The sequence below is a fragment of the Citrobacter tructae genome (assembly GCF_004684345.1).
GTDB lineage: Bacteria > Pseudomonadota > Gammaproteobacteria > Enterobacterales > Enterobacteriaceae > Citrobacter > Citrobacter tructae.
This window is the reverse complement of record NZ_CP038469.1, coordinates 478,291-496,405: the sequence shown is the minus strand read 5'-3', so window position 1 is coordinate 496,405 and position 18,115 is coordinate 478,291. Positions and strand designations below refer to the sequence as shown.

Annotated in this window: 20 protein-coding genes and 1 riboswitch; of the genes, 8 read left to right on the top strand and 12 right to left on the bottom strand. The window is 52.7% G+C overall.

The annotated features are described in order from the left end of the window. Window positions 1-9: 9 nt before the first annotated feature. The 12 genes from E4Z61_RS02925 to pduF all read right to left on the bottom strand — a co-directional run bounded on the left by E4Z61_RS02925 (window position 10) and on the right by pduF (window position 11,107). Entirely contained in the window at window positions 10-795 is a 786-nt protein-coding gene (locus E4Z61_RS02925) for a cobalt-precorrin-6A reductase (RefSeq protein WP_135321459.1), read from the bottom strand. Beyond that, window positions 792-1,517 (bottom strand): precorrin-3B C(17)-methyltransferase, encoded by a 726-nt coding sequence (locus E4Z61_RS02920; RefSeq protein WP_135321458.1) that lies wholly within the window; start codon window positions 1,515-1,517, stop codon window positions 792-794. Before E4Z61_RS02920 ends, E4Z61_RS02925 begins: the two co-directional genes overlap by 4 nt. After that, window positions 1,517-2,572 carry a cobalt-precorrin 5A hydrolase gene (gene cbiG, locus E4Z61_RS02915; RefSeq protein ID WP_135321457.1) on the bottom strand — a complete coding sequence of 352 codons (1,056 nt, stop codon included), beginning with the start codon at window positions 2,570-2,572 and terminating at the stop codon, window positions 1,517-1,519. The genes E4Z61_RS02920 and cbiG overlap by 1 nt, the downstream gene beginning before the upstream one ends. After that, on the bottom strand, window positions 2,553-3,326 hold the full coding sequence (locus E4Z61_RS02910; protein WP_096756660.1) for a cobalt-precorrin-4 methyltransferase: 774 nt from the start codon (window positions 3,324-3,326) through the stop codon (window positions 2,553-2,555). The genes cbiG and E4Z61_RS02910 overlap by 20 nt, the downstream gene beginning before the upstream one ends. Next, window positions 3,319-3,888 (bottom strand): decarboxylating cobalt-precorrin-6B (C(15))-methyltransferase, encoded by a 570-nt coding sequence (locus tag E4Z61_RS02905; protein WP_135321456.1) that lies wholly within the window; start codon window positions 3,886-3,888, stop codon window positions 3,319-3,321. Before E4Z61_RS02905 ends, E4Z61_RS02910 begins: the two co-directional genes overlap by 8 nt. Further along, window positions 3,878-4,483 carry a cobalt-precorrin-7 (C(5))-methyltransferase gene (locus E4Z61_RS02900; RefSeq protein ID WP_135321455.1) on the bottom strand — a complete coding sequence of 202 codons (606 nt, stop codon included), beginning with the start codon at window positions 4,481-4,483 and terminating at the stop codon, window positions 3,878-3,880. The genes E4Z61_RS02905 and E4Z61_RS02900 overlap by 11 nt, the downstream gene beginning before the upstream one ends. Further along, complete coding sequence (gene cbiD / locus E4Z61_RS02895; RefSeq protein WP_135321454.1) at window positions 4,468-5,616, bottom strand: cobalt-precorrin-5B (C(1))-methyltransferase CbiD; 1,149 nt, start codon at window positions 5,614-5,616, stop codon at window positions 4,468-4,470. The genes E4Z61_RS02900 and cbiD overlap by 16 nt, the downstream gene beginning before the upstream one ends. Continuing rightward, window positions 5,613-6,245, bottom strand: a complete 633-nt coding sequence (locus E4Z61_RS02890; protein WP_135321453.1) for a cobalt-precorrin-8 methylmutase — start codon at window positions 6,243-6,245, stop codon at window positions 5,613-5,615. Before E4Z61_RS02890 ends, cbiD begins: the two co-directional genes overlap by 4 nt. Before the next feature lie 10 nt (window positions 6,246-6,255). Continuing rightward, window positions 6,256-7,215 (bottom strand): adenosylcobinamide-phosphate synthase CbiB, encoded by a 960-nt coding sequence (gene cbiB, locus E4Z61_RS02885; RefSeq protein ID WP_135321452.1) that lies wholly within the window; start codon window positions 7,213-7,215, stop codon window positions 6,256-6,258. Further along, entirely contained in the window at window positions 7,212-8,591 is a 1,380-nt protein-coding gene (locus tag E4Z61_RS02880) for a cobyrinic acid a,c-diamide synthase CobB (protein ID WP_135321451.1), read from the bottom strand. Before E4Z61_RS02880 ends, cbiB begins: the two co-directional genes overlap by 4 nt. A gap of 89 nt (window positions 8,592-8,680) precedes the next feature. Continuing rightward, window positions 8,681-8,855, bottom strand: a riboswitch (cobalamin riboswitch). A 328-nt stretch (window positions 8,856-9,183) separates the two neighbouring features. Then, window positions 9,184-10,095: a transcriptional regulator PocR gene (gene pocR / locus E4Z61_RS02875; protein WP_135321450.1), complete on the bottom strand. Its 912-nt coding sequence runs from the start codon at window positions 10,093-10,095 to the stop codon at window positions 9,184-9,186. A gap of 202 nt (window positions 10,096-10,297) precedes the next feature. After that, a complete protein-coding gene (gene pduF, locus E4Z61_RS02870; RefSeq protein WP_135321449.1) occupies window positions 10,298-11,107 on the bottom strand; it encodes a propanediol diffusion facilitator PduF in 810 nt (269 codons plus the stop codon). 525 nt (window positions 11,108-11,632) lie between these two features. On the opposite strand from pduF, the gene pduA reads away from it, so the two are divergent. Genes pduA through pduJ form a run of 8 tightly spaced genes read left to right on the top strand, consistent with a single transcriptional unit; the run spans window position 11,633 to window position 18,110 of the window. Continuing rightward, the gene (gene pduA, locus E4Z61_RS02865; protein ID WP_135321448.1) at window positions 11,633-11,914 is read left to right on the top strand and encodes a propanediol utilization microcompartment protein PduA; all 282 of its coding nucleotides are present in this window, start codon (window positions 11,633-11,635) and stop codon (window positions 11,912-11,914) included. Further along, window positions 11,914-12,726, top strand: coding sequence for a propanediol utilization microcompartment protein PduB (gene pduB, locus E4Z61_RS02860; RefSeq protein ID WP_135321447.1), 813 nt, complete (start codon window positions 11,914-11,916; stop codon window positions 12,724-12,726). The genes pduA and pduB overlap by 1 nt, the downstream gene beginning before the upstream one ends. 18 nt (window positions 12,727-12,744) lie before the next feature. Then, entirely contained in the window at window positions 12,745-14,409 is a 1,665-nt protein-coding gene (gene pduC / locus E4Z61_RS02855) for a propanediol dehydratase large subunit PduC (RefSeq protein ID WP_096756650.1), read from the top strand. A gap of 10 nt (window positions 14,410-14,419) precedes the next feature. Further along, window positions 14,420-15,094: a propanediol dehydratase medium subunit PduD gene (pduD, locus tag E4Z61_RS02850; protein WP_135321446.1), complete on the top strand. Its 675-nt coding sequence runs from the start codon at window positions 14,420-14,422 to the stop codon at window positions 15,092-15,094. 14 nt (window positions 15,095-15,108) lie between these two features. Then, on the top strand, window positions 15,109-15,627 hold the full coding sequence (gene pduE / locus E4Z61_RS02845; protein WP_135321445.1) for a propanediol dehydratase small subunit PduE: 519 nt from the start codon (window positions 15,109-15,111) through the stop codon (window positions 15,625-15,627). Window positions 15,628-15,642: 15 nt separating this feature from the next. Continuing rightward, window positions 15,643-17,475, top strand: a complete 1,833-nt coding sequence (locus E4Z61_RS02840; protein WP_135321444.1) for a diol dehydratase reactivase subunit alpha — start codon at window positions 15,643-15,645, stop codon at window positions 17,473-17,475. Then, on the top strand, window positions 17,465-17,815 hold the full coding sequence (locus tag E4Z61_RS02835) for a glycerol dehydratase reactivase beta/small subunit family protein (RefSeq protein ID WP_135321443.1): 351 nt from the start codon (window positions 17,465-17,467) through the stop codon (window positions 17,813-17,815). The genes E4Z61_RS02840 and E4Z61_RS02835 overlap by 11 nt, the downstream gene beginning before the upstream one ends. Window positions 17,816-17,834: 19 nt before the next feature. After that, complete coding sequence (pduJ, locus tag E4Z61_RS02830) at window positions 17,835-18,110, top strand: propanediol utilization microcompartment protein PduJ (protein WP_089567887.1); 276 nt, start codon at window positions 17,835-17,837, stop codon at window positions 18,108-18,110. Window positions 18,111-18,115 lie beyond the last annotated feature (5 nt).

The following is an 18,115-nucleotide window of genomic DNA, read 5'->3' as shown; positions in this document are numbered from 1 at the left end:
TCTAACTCCTTAAGCCGCGGCCAGCCAGCGCGTTAAACGCGCCGCAAATGCGGCCTGACTTTCCAGTAATTCGTCTCCCGTCACCAACGGTGCCGGACGTGTAATCACGATGCAGGGGATACCGGCATCCAGACAGGGTTGTACTTTTTCCTGATAACCGCCTTCCGCACCTGACGCTTTGGTGATCACCACATCAGCCTGACACTGACGGTAAAAGACAGCGTTAAACTCGGCGCTAAACGGCCCACACAGGGCGAAGATCTCACCGACGCCAAATCCTAAATCTGCGCATTGCTGGATAACGTCAGGCACCGGCAATACGCGAGCCAACAGCGTTTTTTCCGGTAGCCCCGCGCGCCAGGTTGCCAAATCTTTGCTACCCGTTGTCAGCAGTACGCGTTCGCCGAAGCGGCGCGCCACGTCGCAGGCTTGCTGAATACTCTGTACGGTGTATAGATGCGGGTGCGTCAGATCACTCAGTTGCTCGGGGCGCTGATAGCGGCTAAGCAGTACGCCCGCCGCTTCACAGGCACTCATGATGTTACGGCTCACGACTTCGGCATACGGATGCGAGGCATCAATCACCCAGCGCGTACGGTTTTCCTGCAGCCAGGCGATCATGTGATCCCGCTCCAGACGCCCGCAGCGCACCTGACCTTTGATATCGCCCGCCAGCTGTTTCCCCGTCGGGGTTGCGACCGACAGGGTATAAGCCACGTTTGCTGCATCCAGTTGCTGGCACAGCATGCGCGCATCGCTGGTGCCTCCCATGACCAGCACATCACCGTAATTCACAGCACGTAACCGCGTGGGGTGATCATCAGGCCATCCTGAACGTAGGTCGTTTTGTTGCCGACAATCACCAGGCTGGTCATATCCACCGGTTCAAAGTCCATTTCGCCGAGTGTGGTCAGCCATTTTTCCTGTTTTTTACGTCCGGCTGATTTCACGATACCGACCGGCGTTTGTGCGCTCTTGCTGGCAGAAAGTAGCTCAAATGCGCGCGCCAGATGTCCTTCGCGACCGCGACTGCGAGGGTTGTAGAAACAGATAACAAAGTCTGCTTCACCTGCGGCAATTATGCGTTTTTCAATCACCGGCCACGGTGTTAACAGGTCGCTTAAGCTGATATGGCAGAAGTCGTGCATCAGCGGCGCGCCGAGCAAAGAGGCGGCGGCAATGCTGGCGGTCATCCCCGGAATCAACTTGACCTCAACATCCAGTTTCTGCTTACTGACCAGCTCAAGCACCAGTCCGGCCATGCCGTAAATGCCGGCGTCACCGCTGCTGATTAGCGCCACGTTATGGCCTGCCTGCGCCAGCTCGATCGCCGCCTGGCAGCGTTCGATCTCTTTGCACATCCCGGTTTTGATCACCTGCTTGTCGCCGGTGAAAGCTTTTACCAGGTGGGTATACGTCTTGTAACCCACGATAATCTCTGCCGCCTTCAATGCTTCAACGGCTTCCATGGTCATCATTGCCTGCGAGCCAGGGCCAATTCCAATTACGGTTAACATCAGTGTGAAACTCCCAAAGTAATAGTGACGCCCTGTTCACGCAGGGTCTCGCCTAACAGTTGACCATGGCTCAGCAGCCAGGCTGCAGGACCGGAGACGCTTCCCGTACCGACCGTTTTACGAACAAACGATGAAGCAGGAAAACGGTGTTCATGCTCACGCAGCGCGTCAGCAGTAAAAGTTTCGAAAGGCACGCGACAGCAGGAGGCCAACTGAATAAGCCCCTGTTCATCTTTTTTCAGCGTGATGCTACCAATTGCTTTTAACGCCAGCGGATCAAGCCGTTGGGCTTCGAGCTGGCGGGAAAGCAGTTCAGCTAACAGTGGAAACGGCGTATCGCGACGACAGCCAATCCCGGCGACAACCCGTTGTGGCACCAGCTTCCAGTGCGGAAGGGGCAGTTCGGGCAAATCAGTACGCAAGGTGATGCAAATCAGCGCATCCAGCTCAGGGAGTTGGTGCAAGTCTGTCACCGTGATGAACCCACGACGGTCGCAATGACTGACGTCCTGCATCAGTTCATCGTCCCACCACAGGCCAACCCGCTTGTTACTGACCAGCATCTGATTGACGATTTTTACCACCGCACGGAAATCGGTCATTCGCGCATTCAACTGAAACGCCAGCGTATCGAGTGCCGCCATATCATTCACATCCGTCGCCGTGGTGATGACCGGATCGGCACCCAACATACCCGCCAGATAACGCGCCAACGTGTTAGCGCCACCCGCGTGGCCGGAGAGCAGACTGATGACATGCTGCGCACGCTCGTCAATTACCACCACCGCCGGGTCACAAAATTTGTCGTTAACCAGCGGGGCCAGTACGCGTACCGCAATACCGGTCGCACCGATAAAAATCAGCGCCGAATAGTTCGCAAACGCATCGCGGGCAGTATTGGCAAACCCGTTTTCGAAGGGAATAAACCCCTCCTCCAGCAATTTTTCGCTGGTGAAACAGGTAACCGGTAGCATTGCCGCCAGACGCTTAGCCAGCACGACACCGCCGGGCGTCAGGCAAAACAACGCGATAGATTCAGGCTTTACGGTATTCATGGCTAAAGTCCGCCGCATAGAGTTTGGAGTAGTGGTACTCCGTGCCCAGGAAGTTACCGACCAGAATAAGCGCCGTTTTGCGGATCCCCGCATCGCGCACTTTGTCGCCAATATCCTCAAGGGTGCCACGCACGGTCTGGCTTTCAGGCCAGGTCGCTTTATAGATAACCGCCACTGGCGTGGTCGCCGGATAGCCGCCCTCAATCAAACGCTCTGCGACCCGATGGATACGCTGGACAGAAAGATAAATCGCCATTGACGTCTGGTGGCTGGCAAATGCCTCCAACTGCTCGCGCTCCGGCACTGGCGTACGACCTTCCAGACGGGTAATGATCAGACTCTGCGAAACTTCAGGCACGGTATATTCAACGCCGAGTTCTGCCGCAGCGCCAAGAAACGCGCTGACGCCAGGCACCACCTGCCATTCAATACCGCGCTTGGTCAACTCTTCACCTTGTTCGCGGACCGAACCGTACAACGACACATCGCCGGTTTGCAGACGCACGACCGTTTTACCTGCTTTCACGCCGGCCTCCATCAGGTCGAGGATCTGTTCCAGATGCAGTTCGGCGCTGTCGTGACACTCAGCGTCAGGCGGGCAATACTCCAGCAGCTCGGTGTTAATCAGCGATCCGGCATAGATAACCACCTGTGCCTGCTGCAACAACCGGTAACCTTTGAGGGTAATCAGCTCGCGATCGCCAGGACCAGCGCCAACAAACCACACACTACGGGGATCAAATATCTCAGACATGGTTTCCTTCCTTCTGACAGGCGATAACAAAAACGGGATTATTCGGTTTGAAATAGTGACCACTGCCGAGCGTGGTCAGAGATGAAACCTGCATTTGCAGGCAATCCACACCCTGAATGCCCAGGTGTTCCAGATGAGCCAGCGCGGTATTCAGGTTTTCCTGAAGAATGAACGTCATCACCAGCCGTCCGGTGGGATGCAGTTGTCGCATCGACCAGTCAATCAGGTCGGTCAGGTGACCGCCGCTGCCGCCCATAAAGATGGCATCGGCTTTTTCCGTGATGGTCATCGGCGCAATACCGGGATAAATATCGATGTTGGCGCAAGCAAAATGCTGGCGATTTTCGTCCAGCAGCCTTAGCGCCGCCGGGTTACGCTCAATCGCCGTAACGCGCAGCGACGGATATTGCAACGCCGCTTCTATCGATACGCTGCCGGTCCCTGCCCCAATATCAATCAGGTGAGTGGCACGGTGTAATTCAAGTTTTGAGAGGGCAAGTGCGCGTACCGCTTCTTTGGTCATCGGCACCTTCTCTCCACGCAGAAAAAGCTCATCTTTCATCGAGGATCACCACTGCATTCATGTCATAGTCGGCATTAACTTCACTGAGCGGCAGGCAGCGGATACGTTCGTTTTCCATTGCCAGGTTTTCACCAATCACCATCCAGCGGTGTCCCTTACCCCGGGCAATAAGCTGAAGTGCAATTTCACGCGGGCCGCACTGGGCGTCCGTGACCATCGCCACCTTGTTATGTCGTGCCAGTTCATCGAAACAGACGCTACGACCGTGACTGCTGGTGAGCCACATGTCATTCATATCAATACCGGACTGTGCGCACAGATATTGCACCGCACTAATGCCAGGAATAATGTGCACATGTTCAATGCCAAAGTGGGCCACCATCCGGGTTCCAATGCCGTAGAACAACGGATCGCCAGATGCCAGTACCACCACATGCTTCTCCTGATGTTCACTAATCCAGGCTAATAACTCCGGGATATTGGCGCCGAGGGCAAACCGTTCACCGGTATAATCCGGGAACTGTTGCAGATGCCGTTTACCTCCGACCAGCACATCCGCTGTGGCAATTGCGTCGCGCGCTGCGGGGGTCATCAAATGCAAACCCGCGGGCCCCATCCCTACAACGGTGAGCATGTCATCTCCTTTGCAATCTCTGCGACTGGGCGGTTGCTGCCGAGGATCTGGTTATCAAAAGAGAACATAATGGCGTCGCAGGTCGGTGGGTTTTTCGTGAAACGCAAGGTCTGCAGGACGCGCATGCAAATACGTTTGGCCAGATGGTCATAAATATGCTGAAAACCGTAGGCGTCGATATGTTCCATGGCCGCTTCGGTGGTATCGCAGTCGCTCACCAGCGTTAGTAACTCCAGCGGTGCACCGAGCAGCGCCAGATGGGCAACCAGGGTTTCCATACGCGCATCGGCAATATGGCTGTGGGTATGGAAAATACCTGCTGCTATTTTGATGAGCTTACCCGGATGCCCGACGAGAACGATTTGTTTGAATCCAAGGCGTACCGCCTCTTCAATCATGTAGCCGACAAAGTTGCTCATGGTGACCACAACCTGTGTATCGATCCCCATCTGTTCGCGGACGAAACGTTCGCCGTGGTTACCCGGCACCAACACCACGCGCTCCAGTCCCGCCGCGCGTTTGATTTCTAACTCCAACGACAGTGAGCGCTTCCAACTCTCCTCTGACATTGGCGTAACGATACCGGTGGTACCAATAATGGAAATACCGCCCAGAATACCCAACCGCGAGTTGTAGGTTTTTTGCGCCCGTACTTCACCTTCTGGCGCAAAAATTTCAATCTGAGCCCCGCGATTGGGGCCGATCGCCTCGCGAACCGCTGACTCTATGGTCTGACGCGGCGTGCGATTAATCGCCGAACTGCCCACCGGCAGACCAATTCCTTTGCGAGTGACCGTGCCGACGCCTTCACCACCCTGTAAGCTGATCTCTCCGCTATCGTCTAACGTCACGCGGGCAAAAATAAGCATCCCATGGGTGGCGTCTACATCATCGCCACCGTCTTTGCGAATGGCAGCAATCGCCTGCTGTCCTTCAATGTGCGGCGACTCAACGTTCAGGCATAGCGTGACCCCGGACGGTGTAACAATAGAAACCTGATGGATCAAATGCTGACGCAACACCATCAGTGCAGCCACTTTGGCGGCCGCCGTCGCACACGATCCGGTGGTGTACCCTTTGCGCAGCGCTTTACCGTTGTGCCATACCGGTGCGTCAAAGGGCTGGTCGCTCATCGCGCCCCCTGCATGTGATAGAGCATGGCGTTGACGATGGCGGCAGCGACGTTGCTTCCCCCTTTGCGCCCTAACGCAGCAATGGCCGGTAGATTGCTTTGAGTCAGCGCATCCTTTGATTCCTCAGCGCCGACAAACCCTACCGGTACACCTACCACGCCGCTCACGGCAACATCATGTTCCAGCAGACGAAATAGCGCCGTCGGCGCATTGCCGAAAACAAACAGCTTTTCGCCCTCTTCCGTTACGGCTATGTCGACTGCCGCCATCGAACGGGTGATCCCCTGTTCTTTTGCCGAACGCACGACACGCGGGTCGCTGATGTAGCAGCGGCATTCACCGCCAAATTTTGCCAACAACGTTTTATTGATCCCAGAAAGGGCCATCGTGGTATCGGTGTAAATCACGCTTGGGCGGCTTAACGCTGCACAAAACTGCTCCAGCACATCACTGGAAAACCACAAAATGTCCAGCCAGTCGAAGTCAGCGGTGGTGTGAATAACCCGCTTGATGATGGCCTCATGCAGCGGACTGGCAAACTGGTAGTCCGGGCGGGTTTCACAAATAATCTCGCCAATGATGTCGAAACTTTTGGCTTCAATCGCCTGGGGTTGCTGAATGTATTGCATCGTTTTGTCCTCAGGCGACACCGACCAACAGCCACCGCAGCGCGATAAACAGCGCCAGGGCCAAGGTCGATGCTACCCACATCAATCGTATCGTTTGGGAAATGTCGTCTACTGAAATGTCACGTTGTGCGTCACCTATCCACGGCTTCTCAACGCGCTCGCCAAAGTAGTCGTTAGGACCACCCAGTCGAATGCCTAATGCCCCGGCAACAGATGCCTCCGACCACGCACAGTTAGGGCTGCTGTGGTTGTAGCGATCGCGCCAGCCAATCTGTAAAGCGCGCGAGCCGTCTTTACGGCACAAAAATGCAGCCACACCCAGCAGCAGCCAGCTCAACCGGGCAGGAATAAAGTTCGCAACATCGTCCAGACGAGCACTAACCATACCGATAGCGCGGTACTTTTCATGTTTGTAGCCCACCATGGAATCCAGCGTGTTCACGGCCTTATAAGCCATTGCCAAAGGCGCGCCGCCAAGGAACAAAAAGAACAGCGGGGCAATGATGCCGTCAACGGTGTTTTCAGCGACGGTTTCCACCACGGCGCGATTGATCTGTTTTGGCTGTAATTGGGAGGTATCTCGTCCCACAATCCAGGAGAGTTTTTCCCGGCTTTCCGCGAGATCATTGGCGCGCAGCGGACGTTCGACATCATAGGCAGCGTTGGCCAGACAGCGTCCCGCCAGCACGGTAAAAATCATCCACACCTCGACACCCCAACCAAGCCAGGGATGAATGGATTGCGCCAGTGCAAGTACTCCCCAGGACACAGCCCAGGTCAGTCCGACCACCACCACCCACATCACTGCGCCACCGACACGCAGCATACTGTCGCTATGACAATAGCGGCGTACCAGGCGCTGCACGGCGGAAATAAGATTGCCAATCCAGCGTACCGGATGCGGCCAGTTCTGCGGATCGCCAATGATAAAATCAAGCAGCCAGGCGACACACCACGCGAGCAGTGTCATAGCACGCTCCTCGCGGCAGCCAACCAGTGATTGAGCATCTCAGGGCGCTGAGCAAAATGAACATGCAGATAGCTGGCGAATGTATTACCGACCTGCCAGCCGCCGGACCATGCCTGTAACGTTTTGCCATCGCGAACTTTACGACAATTCATCACGGCCTGGGTTTGAGCGGTAAAATCGGAATAGTGAAATTCATGCCCGCGCAGCACTTCACCGGGTGCGGCCAGCAAGGTTTGCTGTTCGGCCTGCGCTTCACAGTAGCCAAATCGGGTCAGGCGCTTGCCCATTTTGCTGTGGCCGGGAATGATATCCGCCATCGGCCAGGTATTGCCGTCGCTATCTTCCAGAGAGCTACCGAGGTACATCAGACCACCGCACTCCGCATAAATAGCCACGCCACGCTGATGCGCCGCGCGCAACTGCGCCAGCATGGCGGAATTTAGGGCAAGTTTTGCGGCGTGAAGCTCAGGGTATCCACCTCCTAGCCAGATCATCTGACAGTCCGGTAAACGGCTGTCGTGCAATGGGCTAAAACGGACAATGTTGATACCCGCGCGTTCCAGTAGCGTAATGTTATCCGGATAATAGAAGTTGAATGCTTCGTCATCGGCAATGGCAAGCGTCAGCCCTACTCCGGCATCAGCAGCGGGAAGTGCGGGCCATTCGCCCACGGGGAGGGTGTCTAACTGGCTTAACGCAAGCAGCGCGTCGATATCCAGCGTTTGCTCGAGCGTCGCGGCAAATTCCTGCCACGGCAGCTGGTTTACTATCGACTCACGCGCGGTGACTAATCCCAGATGACGTTCGGGCAGCGTGACGCCATCCACACGGGGAACATAGCCCAATACCGGTACCGAACAGTAACGTTCAATCGCGACCTTGAGTAACTGGTAATGCGTTTCGCTGTTTACCCGGTTAACAATCACACCGGCAATGTTGAGCGTTGGATCAAAATGCTGGAACCCCATTACCGTTGCAGCAATTGACGTTGAGACCGCTTTACCGTCCACCAGCAAAATGACCGGACAGCCCAGCTGTTTAGCCATCGCGGCGGAACTGCAATAGTTGGGATCCGTACCATAGCCGTCATAGAGCCCCATGACGCCTTCAATGACGGCGATATCCGCCTGTTGCATCTGCTCACAAAATATGGCGTTCAACGTGGGGGCGGGAATCATGAAGCTATCAAGATTGCGGGAAGCCGTGCCGCATACTGCGGTATGCCAGCCGGTATCTAGATAATCAGGACCTACTTTGCAAGGCTGGACGCGCAACCCGCGTTTTTTCAACACACTCAACAAGCCCAGCGTCACGGTGGTTTTGCCACAGCCGCTTCCGGTACCTGCAAGAACAAACGCGCGAAAATTAGCCGCCATACCCTGATCCTGTTCAGGGTGGTAGGGGTGTAGAGATACCCAGTCTTTTCGACTGTGTGCATCTGAGCAACCCACTTCCCACCGAAGTTGTTGGTAGTCACTGACAGGCAGGTCTTCTGGCTTAGCGTCATTCTCGCCCGTCCTTCCCAATCTTGCGATCAGTGGTCTATACGGGGTCGTCAGCATCACAGCAGCGGGGGCTGCGGGGGATTCTCACCCCCTTCCCTGCCACAAACGTGGCAAACCTGTCAGCTCAGGAGCCTATTTAGCTCCAGTCATGAGATGAATTATCACACCTCATGATAAAAATTCATTTTTAATATTTTCATGCGCTCATTCAGCCAATGTTATGGCGTCATTAAGCTTATTCTCATGTCTGCATTCCGAATGAAAGTTTCAATTTATAATAAAGAAAGTCATTCATACAGACACTGTATCTCATCACAAAAATAAAAACTGGTGCAGTTTATCCTTCCGATACTATTACTTTGTTGCGCTATGACAATTTATTGTCTGCTATCCTTATTTTTCATTTTATAATGACGGACATACAGAACGATATCAAAAATCGGCAATAGCAAATTATTGCTATTTATGCTGATTCTTCGGACGAAACAACATTAATTTGTTGGCGAAAAGCCTGCGGCGTCACCTGATACGTCTGACGGAAAACTTTGCAAAAATAACTGGTTTGCGAAAAGCCTAAATTTCGCGCAATGCTGGCGATGCTCCAGTCACTGTGACAGAGCAATTCTTTAGCACTTGCCATTCGCTGTTGGTTTACCCAGGCATTAAAACCAATCCCCTGATATTTTTTGAACAGTTTGCTGAAATAATACGGGCTGAGATAAACATGCGAAGCGACATCTTCAAGGCGAAGCTCATCCGATAAATGTGCGTCAATGTAGCGCAGCGCTTTTTTCATTTTACTGTCATGGGGGGTCGGATTACGGGCAGGACGCACCGACTCCGACTGTTGTGGACTGTCTTTAATAACAAAAAAATTCAATTGTTTTTTAAGACAATTTTCCACAATAAGCTTCAATAAATCTGCAGAGGCGATGACCCGAGAGTAGTCCATCTCTGGAACATTACGAAATTCATTAACCAGTTCGGGATCGGCCTGCCAACGGTCATCAACATTCAAAATATCAACCAGACCCACATCATTGCTTAAGCGCACCTGACCACATAACACAAACCCAACCAGATGCCCCGCAATCACCAAAGGGATAGAAAAATCGGTAAGGCCTGCATGACAGCGATAAATGCATGGCTGGTCTGATTTTGATGCCTCAAGTCCTCCACAACGATCGCTCATACGGCATCGAGTACTGTGCTGTGGGTGTTGGCGCATCAACTGGCAAAAAGGGGTAAAATTAAAGAGCTCAGAAATCTCATCACCGTGAATATTGACCACCACAACAGCCAAACTGGTGGCTTGCGCAAAATCCTGTGCGATTTTATTAATGAGTTCTGAGTTCAGGGCACTCGCAGAAATCATGATAAAACCTCTCAGTTAATTTATTGTTATAAACAAAACATATTATTTACATTCGCTTTTCATCTCGCAATCCAAAGCAATGATAAAAGGCGTAATGGACCATAACAAAAGTCTCCCATTGTGGGGAGACTTTTTAAGTAGTTCAGGAAACCGGATCACGAAATCAGTTTTTACATTTCAAAAATACACATTTTCCATGAAGCTAGTTCTCGTTTTCCTCCAGCTTACAAGTATTACACGGTAAATTTTTGCCAATAAAATAACGATAAATTGCTGCTCCTGCACAAGCACCAATGATGGGGGCAACAATTGGGACGATGAAGTATGGAATATCTCGTCCTCCTGTCATCGCAACATCTCCCCATCCGGCAAACCAGGCGAACAACTTAGGACCAAAATCACGCGCCGGATTCATGGCAAATCCAGTGAGCGGACCCGTAGATGCACCGATGACGGCAACCAGGATACCAATCAGCAATGGGGCGAGCGGTCCTTTAGGAACACCATTGCCATCATCCGTCAATGCCATAATCATGCCCATCAGAATGGACGTGATCACTACCTCTACCAGCGCCGCTTGCCATACGCTAAGTGCTGTCGCCGGATAGGTACTAAAAATACTGGCAAGCTGCAGGCTCTCCAGGCTACCCCGTACCATATGATTAGCCGTCTCATACTCAATAAATAAACTGCCATACAGCAGATAGGCCAGCAACGCACCGCCAAAGGCACCCGCCACTTGCGCGACCGTATAAGGTAAAACTTTGCGCCCAGGGAAACAGGCAAACAGCCATAGTGCAATGGTAATGGCTGGATTGAGGTGTGCTCCAGATATTCCGGCAGTCAGGTAGACCGCCAGCGAGATCCCGAGCCCCCAAATGATGCATATCTCCCAAAGCCCTAAACTCGCACCGGCCACCTTAAGGGCGCTCAGACATCCAATGCCAAAAAACAGAAACAGCCCGGTACCTAAAAACTCGGCAATGCATTGTGCTTTTAGTGAATCATTCATTGTGACACCTTCTAAGCAGAGTTCGTGTCTGTACCAGCGGACTCCCTGCTGGCAGTAGAGTACTTCAAGGCTTACTATAAAAAGAGCAATCGGCAAATTGTTGGCAACCTGAGTATCACAGCCTTTTTAAAATCGTGTAGTGATAGCAAATTTTTGCTATCAACCTTATTAAAACAGTCAACAAAAACGGGCATTAACCCTATTTAAAACGCATTATAAAAATAATAAAATATTGCTAATAGCAGATTCTCGTTTTCAAACAAACATCACAAATTCATTTTTCCCACATAGCAAATGATATTTATTTTGTCACTACAAAAAATGTAAATCTGGTATTGACATAGCTAAATATTCACATTAAAAAAATCAAAAAACACATTAAAAAACAAAATCATAGATAATTTTCCAGCAATTTTATAACACTACTCACTCACTATTTTTTCACTCTCATCTTCAAGTCAGCCATTCTTTTTCCTCGCTTCTTTTTATAGTCATGAAAATCGGGACAACCCAGGCGAGGTCTTTATGCAACAAGAAGCGTTAGGAATGGTAGAAACCAAAGGCTTAACTGCAGCCATAGAGGCCGCAGATGCAATGGTGAAGTCAGCCAATGTGATGCTGGTCGGCTACGAAAAAATAGGTTCAGGACTGATCACCGTGATTGTTCGTGGTGATGTTGGCGCGGTAAAGGCTGCAACAGATGCAGGTGCCGCTGCCGCACGTAACGTGGGTGAAGTGAAAGCCGTACACGTGATCCCACGCCCTCATACCGATGTCGAGAAAATCTTACCGAAGGGAATTAGCTGATGAGCAGCAATGAGCTGGTTGAACAGATCATGGCGCAGGTGATTGCTCGTGTGGCAACGCCGGAACACAAGGCTATCCCTGAAAACAATCATCCAATACGAGAGACGGCTATGGCAGAGAAGAGCTGCAGTTTAACGGAATTTGTCGGCACCGCGATTGGCGACACCGTCGGCCTGGTAATCGCAAACGTCGACAGCGCCTTACTGGACGCGATGAAACTTGAAAAACGCTATCGCTCCATTGGCATCCTTGGCGCCCGTACCGGCGCAGGCCCACATATCATGGCCGCCGATGAAGCGGTAAAAGCCACCAATACTGAAGTGGTGAGTATTGAGCTTCCCCGTGATACCAAAGGCGGCGCGGGCCATGGTTCGCTGATTATCCTGGGCGGCAACGATGTTTCCGACGTAAAACGCGGGATTGAAGTCGCACTGAAAGAACTGGATCGCACATTCGGCGATGTCTACGCCAATGAAGCCGGTCACATCGAAATGCAATACACCGCACGTGCCAGCTATGCGCTGGAAAAAGCCTTTGGCGCACCCATTGGCCGTGCCTGTGGCGTGATCGTCGGTGCACCGGCATCCGTTGGTGTACTGATGGCCGATACCGCACTGAAATCGGCCAACGTAGAAGTTGTGGCTTATAGCTCCCCGGCCCATGGCACCAGCTTCAGTAACGAAGCCATTCTGGTTATTTCCGGTGACTCTGGCGCCGTACGCCAGGCCGTCATCTCCGCGCGCGAAATCGGTAAAACCGTACTCGCGACCCTCGGCTCAGAACCGAAAAACGATCGTCCGTCCTACATCTGATACCCGTGAGGCTGATTCATGAGATCGAAAAGATTTGAAGCACTGGCGAAACGCCCTGTGAATCAGGACGGCTTCGTTAAGGAGTGGATCGAAGAAGGCTTCATTGCGATGGAAAGCCCGAACGACCCAAAACCGTCCATAAAAATCGTTAACGGTATGGTCACTGAACTGGATGGCAAAGCCGCCAGTGAATTTGATTTGATTGACCATTTTATTGCCCGCTACGGTATTAATCTGGCGCGCGCAGAAGAAGTAATGGCGATGGACTCAGTCAAACTCGCCAATATGCTTTGCGATCCGAATGTGAAGCGCAAAGACATCGTTCCGCTGACCACCGCGATGACACCGGCAAAAATTGTCGAAGTGGTTTCGCATATGAACGTCGTCGAGATGATGATGTCGATGCAAAAAATGCGTGCCCGTCGAACCCCTTCTCAACAAGCGCACGTCACCAACGTTAAAGATAACCCGGTGCAGATTGCAGCCGATGCGGCAGAAGGCGCATGGCGCGGATTTGACGAGCAGGAAACAACCGTTGCCGTCGCACGCTATGCTCCGTTTAACGCCATTGCTCTACTGGTCGGTTCACAGGTTGGACGTCCTGGCGTATTAACCCAGTGTTCGCTGGAAGAAGCCACCGAACTGAAACTCGGCATGTTAGGCCACACCTGCTATGCGGAAACTATCTCCGTGTACGGTACTGAGCCAGTCTTTACCGATGGCGACGACACTCCATGGTCAAAAGGCTTCCTGGCCTCTTCTTACGCCTCGCGCGGGCTGAAAATGCGCTTTACCTCCGGCTCCGGCTCAGAGGTTCAGATGGGATACGCCGAAGGCAAATCCATGCTGTATCTGGAAGCCCGCTGCATTTACATCACCAAAGCCGCTGGCGTACAGGGTTTGCAAAACGGTTCAGTAAGCTGTATCGGCGTACCTTCCGCTGTTCCGTCTGGCATTCGTGCGGTGCTGGCTGAAAACCTGATCTGTTCTTCTCTGGATCTGGAATGCGCCTCCAGTAACGACCAAACCTTTACCCACTCTGATATGCGTCGTACTGCGCGTTTGCTGATGCAGTTCCTGCCGGGTACTGACTTCATCTCTTCTGGTTATTCCGCCGTACCGAACTACGACAACATGTTTGCGGGTTCTAACGAAGATGCCGAAGACTTTGATGACTACAACGTTCTCCAGCGTGACCTGAAGGTAGACGGTGGTCTTCGCCCGGTTCGTGAAGAAGACGTCATCGCCATTCGTAACAAAGCTGCGCGTGCACTGCAGGCCGTATTTGCCGGAATGGGGTTACCGCCAATCACTGATGAAGAAGTGGAAGCTGCGACTTACGCCCACGGTTCGAAAGATATGCCGGAGCGTAACATCGTTGAAGACATCAAGTTTGCACAAGAGATCATCAGCAAAAACCGTAACGGTCTGGAAGTGGTGAAAGCCCTTGCTCAGGGCGGGTTTACCGATGTCGCTCAGGACATGCTCAACATCCAGAAAGCCAAGTTAACCGGGGATTATCTGCATACCTCCGCCATTATCGTTGGCGACGGACAGGTTCTATCCGCAGTCAATGACGTCAACGATTATGCCGGTCCGGCAACAGGTTATCGCCTGCAAGGCGAACGCTGGGAAGAGATCAAAAACATCCCTGGCGCACTTGATCCCAACGAGCTTGGTTAAGGGGTGAAAAATGGAAATCAATGAAAAGCTGCTGCGCCAGATAATTGAAGACGTACTGTCTGAAATGCAGACCAGCGACAAACCCGTCTCATTCCGCTCATCTACAGCGGCAAGCGCACCACAGGCTGCAGCGGCACAGGGCGACAGCTTTCTGACCGAGATTGGCGAAGCCAAACAAGGCCAGCAGCAGGACGAAGTCATTATTGCAGTAGGTCCGGCGTTTGGACTGTCACAAACAGTCAATATCGTCGGTATTCCGCACAAGAGTATCTTGCGCGAAGTGATCGCCGGTATTGAAGAAGAAGGTGTTAAAGCGCGCGTCATCCGCTGCTTTAAATCCTCCGACGTGGCGTTTGTTGCCGTAGAAGGTAACCGTCTGAGTGGTTCCGGTATTTCAATCGGCATCCAGTCCAAAGGCACCACGGTTATCCACCAGCAGGGGTTACCGCCGCTTTCTAATCTGGAGCTGTTCCCTCAGGCTCCCCTTCTGACGCTTGAAACCTACCGTCAGATCGGTAAGAACGCCGCGCGTTACGCCAAGCGTGAATCTCCGCAGCCAGTTCCTACGTTGAATGATCAGATGGCGCGTCCGAAGTACCAGGCGAAATCGGCCATTCTGCACATTAAAGAAACCAAATACGTCGTGACGGGCAAAAACCCGCAGGAACTGCGCGTGGCGCTTTGATAGAGGATAACTCCATGAATACCGATGCAATTGAATCGATGGTTCGGGATGTGTTGAGCCGTATGAACAGCCTGCAGGGAGAGACCGTCACTCCATCCGCGACTGTTTCATCAACACATACCGCAAAAGTGACGGATTACCCGCTCGCAAATAAACATCCTGAGTGGGTAAAAACCGCTACTAACAAAACGCTGGATGACTTCACGCTCGAAAATGTGCTGAGCAACAAGGTCACCGCGCAGGATATGCGCATCACCCCTGAAACGCTGCGCCTCCAGGCTGAAATCGCCAAAGATGCCGGACGTGACAGGCTGGCGATGAACTTTGAACGTGCCGCAGAACTGACCGCAGTACCTGACGATCGCATCCTTGAAATCTATAACGCGCTGCGCCCGTATCGCTCAACCAAAGACGAGCTTATGGCCATCGCCGACGATCTCGAAAATCGTTATCAGGCAAAGATTTGCGCAGCTTTCGTTCGTGAAGCGGCAGTGCTGTACGTAGAGCGTAAAAAACTCAAAGGTGACGATTAATTTTAGGGAAAAATGATGCGATATATAGCTGGCATTGACATAGGCAACTCATCAACAGAAGTCGCACTGGCGACCCTGGATGACGCTGGCACGCTGAGCATTAAAGCCAGCGCACTGGCAGAAACCACCGGAATTAAGGGCACATTACGTAATGTGTTTGGTATTCAGGAGGCGCTTACGCTTGCTGCAAAAAATGCGGGCATCAATGTCAGCGATATTTCGCTCATCCGAATTAACGAAGCCACCCCGGTCATTGGTGATGTGGCGATGGAGACGATCACCGAAACCATTATCACCGAATCAACCATGATCGGTCACAACCCTAAAACGCCGGGTGGGGTCGGGTTAGGTGTTGGCGTCACGATCACCCCGGAGGAATTGTTAACTCGTCCGGCGGATATTCCTTACATCCTGGTGGTGTCATCAGCATTCGATTTTGCCGATGTCGCCACCATGATTAATGCTTCCGTTCGCGCCGGATATCAGCTAAAGGGCGTGATTTTACAACAGGACGATGGCGTACTGGTCAGCAACCGTCTTACTACGCCGTTGCCCATCGTCGATGAAGTGCTCTATATCGACCGTATCCCGTTAGGAATGCTGGCGGCCATTGAGGTCGCTGTCCCCGGAAAAGTGATTGAAACGCTCTCTAATCCTTACGGAATTGCGACCGTTTTTAACCTGAATGCGGAAGAGACAAAAAATATTGTCCCCATGGCGCGCGCCCTGATTGGCAACCGATCTGCTGTCGTCGTGAAAACACCGTCGGGTGATGTGAAGGCGCGAGCCATTCCCGCTGGAAACCTCGAGCTTCAGTCGCAGGGGCGTACCGTTCGTGTCGACGTTGCAGCGGGCGCAGAAGCCATTATGAAAGCGGTAGGTGACTGCCCACGGCTAGATAATGTCACTGGCGAAGCGGGAACCAATATTGGCGGCATGCTGGAGCACGTACGCCAGACCATGGCGGAATTAACCAACAAGCCAAGCCATGAAATCTTCATTCAGGATTTACTGGCGGTTGATACCTCGGTTCCCGTCAGCGTGACGGGGGGACTTGCCGGTGAATTCTCGCTGGAACAGGCGGTGGGTATTGCCTCAATGGTGAAATCAGATCGCCTGCAAATGGCGATGATTGCCCAAGAAATCACGCAAAAACTCAATATCGATGTACAGGTAGGCGGCGCTGAAGCTGAAGCCGCAATTCTGGGCGCTCTAACCACACCAGGCACAACGCGTCCGCTGGCCATTTTGGATCTCGGCGCGGGTTCCACTGACGCCTCCATCATAAACCCGAAAGGCGAAATTATTGCCACACACCTGGCGGGCGCTGGCGATATGGTCACGATGATCATTGCCCGTGAACTAGGGCTGGACGACCGCTATCTCGCCGAGGAAATCAAAAAATACCCGCTGGCGAAAGTTGAAAGCTTGTTCCACCTTCGCCACGAAGATGGCAGCGTTCAGTTCTTCCCCTCCCCTCTGCCGCCAACGGTGTTTGCCCGAGTCTGTGTGGTGAAACCCGATGAACTAGTGCCATTACCCGGAGACCTGGCGCTGGAGAAAGTTCGCGCCATTCGCCGCAGCGCCAAAGAACGCGTTTTTGTCACCAACGCACTGAGAGCACTTCGTCAGGTTAGTCCAACCGGAAATATTCGCGACATCCCGTTTGTGGTTTTGGTTGGCGGCTCTTCCCTGGACTTCGAAGTTCCGCAACTGGTCACGGATGCGCTGGCACACTACCGACTGGTTGCGGGCCGCGGCAATATTCGCGGCACTGAAGGCCCACGAAATGCTGTCGCAACCGGGTTAATCCTCTCCTGGTACAAGGCGTTCGCTCATGGAAAGTAACCTCAGCGCACCGGCTATCGTGATCTTCACCCAGGGAGACTGCACTTCACTCTGGAATGACGTCCTGCTGGGTATTGAAGAAGAAGGGATCCCTTTTGTGATCAGGGAAAGCCACTCTACCGACACTATCCACAGCGCATGGCTGGCGGCATGTCAGTCACCGCTGCTCGTCGGCATCGGATGCAACCAGGAACAACTGGTTGTGCACTATAAAAACTTACCGACTTCAGCGCCGCTTTTTACGCTGACGTATCAACAAGATAGCCACGCTCGTCGGAGCATTGGTAATAACGCTGCGCGGCTGGTTAAAGGCATCCCCTTCAAGGAATGCCACTCATAATCCACAGGAGAAAAGCAGTATGAATAACGCACTGGGACTGGTTGAAACAAAAGGGCTTGTCGGCGCTATTGAAGCCGCTGATGCCATGGTGAAATCCGCTAACGTGCAGTTAATTGGCTACGAAAAAATTGGCTCGGGCCTTATCACCGTCATGGTTCGTGGTGATGTCGGTGCGGTTAAAGCCGCTGTAGATGCAGGGAGCGCCGCCGCCAGCGCCGTTGGTGAGGTGAAATCCTGCCACGTTATCCCGCGTCCACACAGCGACGTCGAAGCAATTTTACCTAAATCCGCTTAAACCGT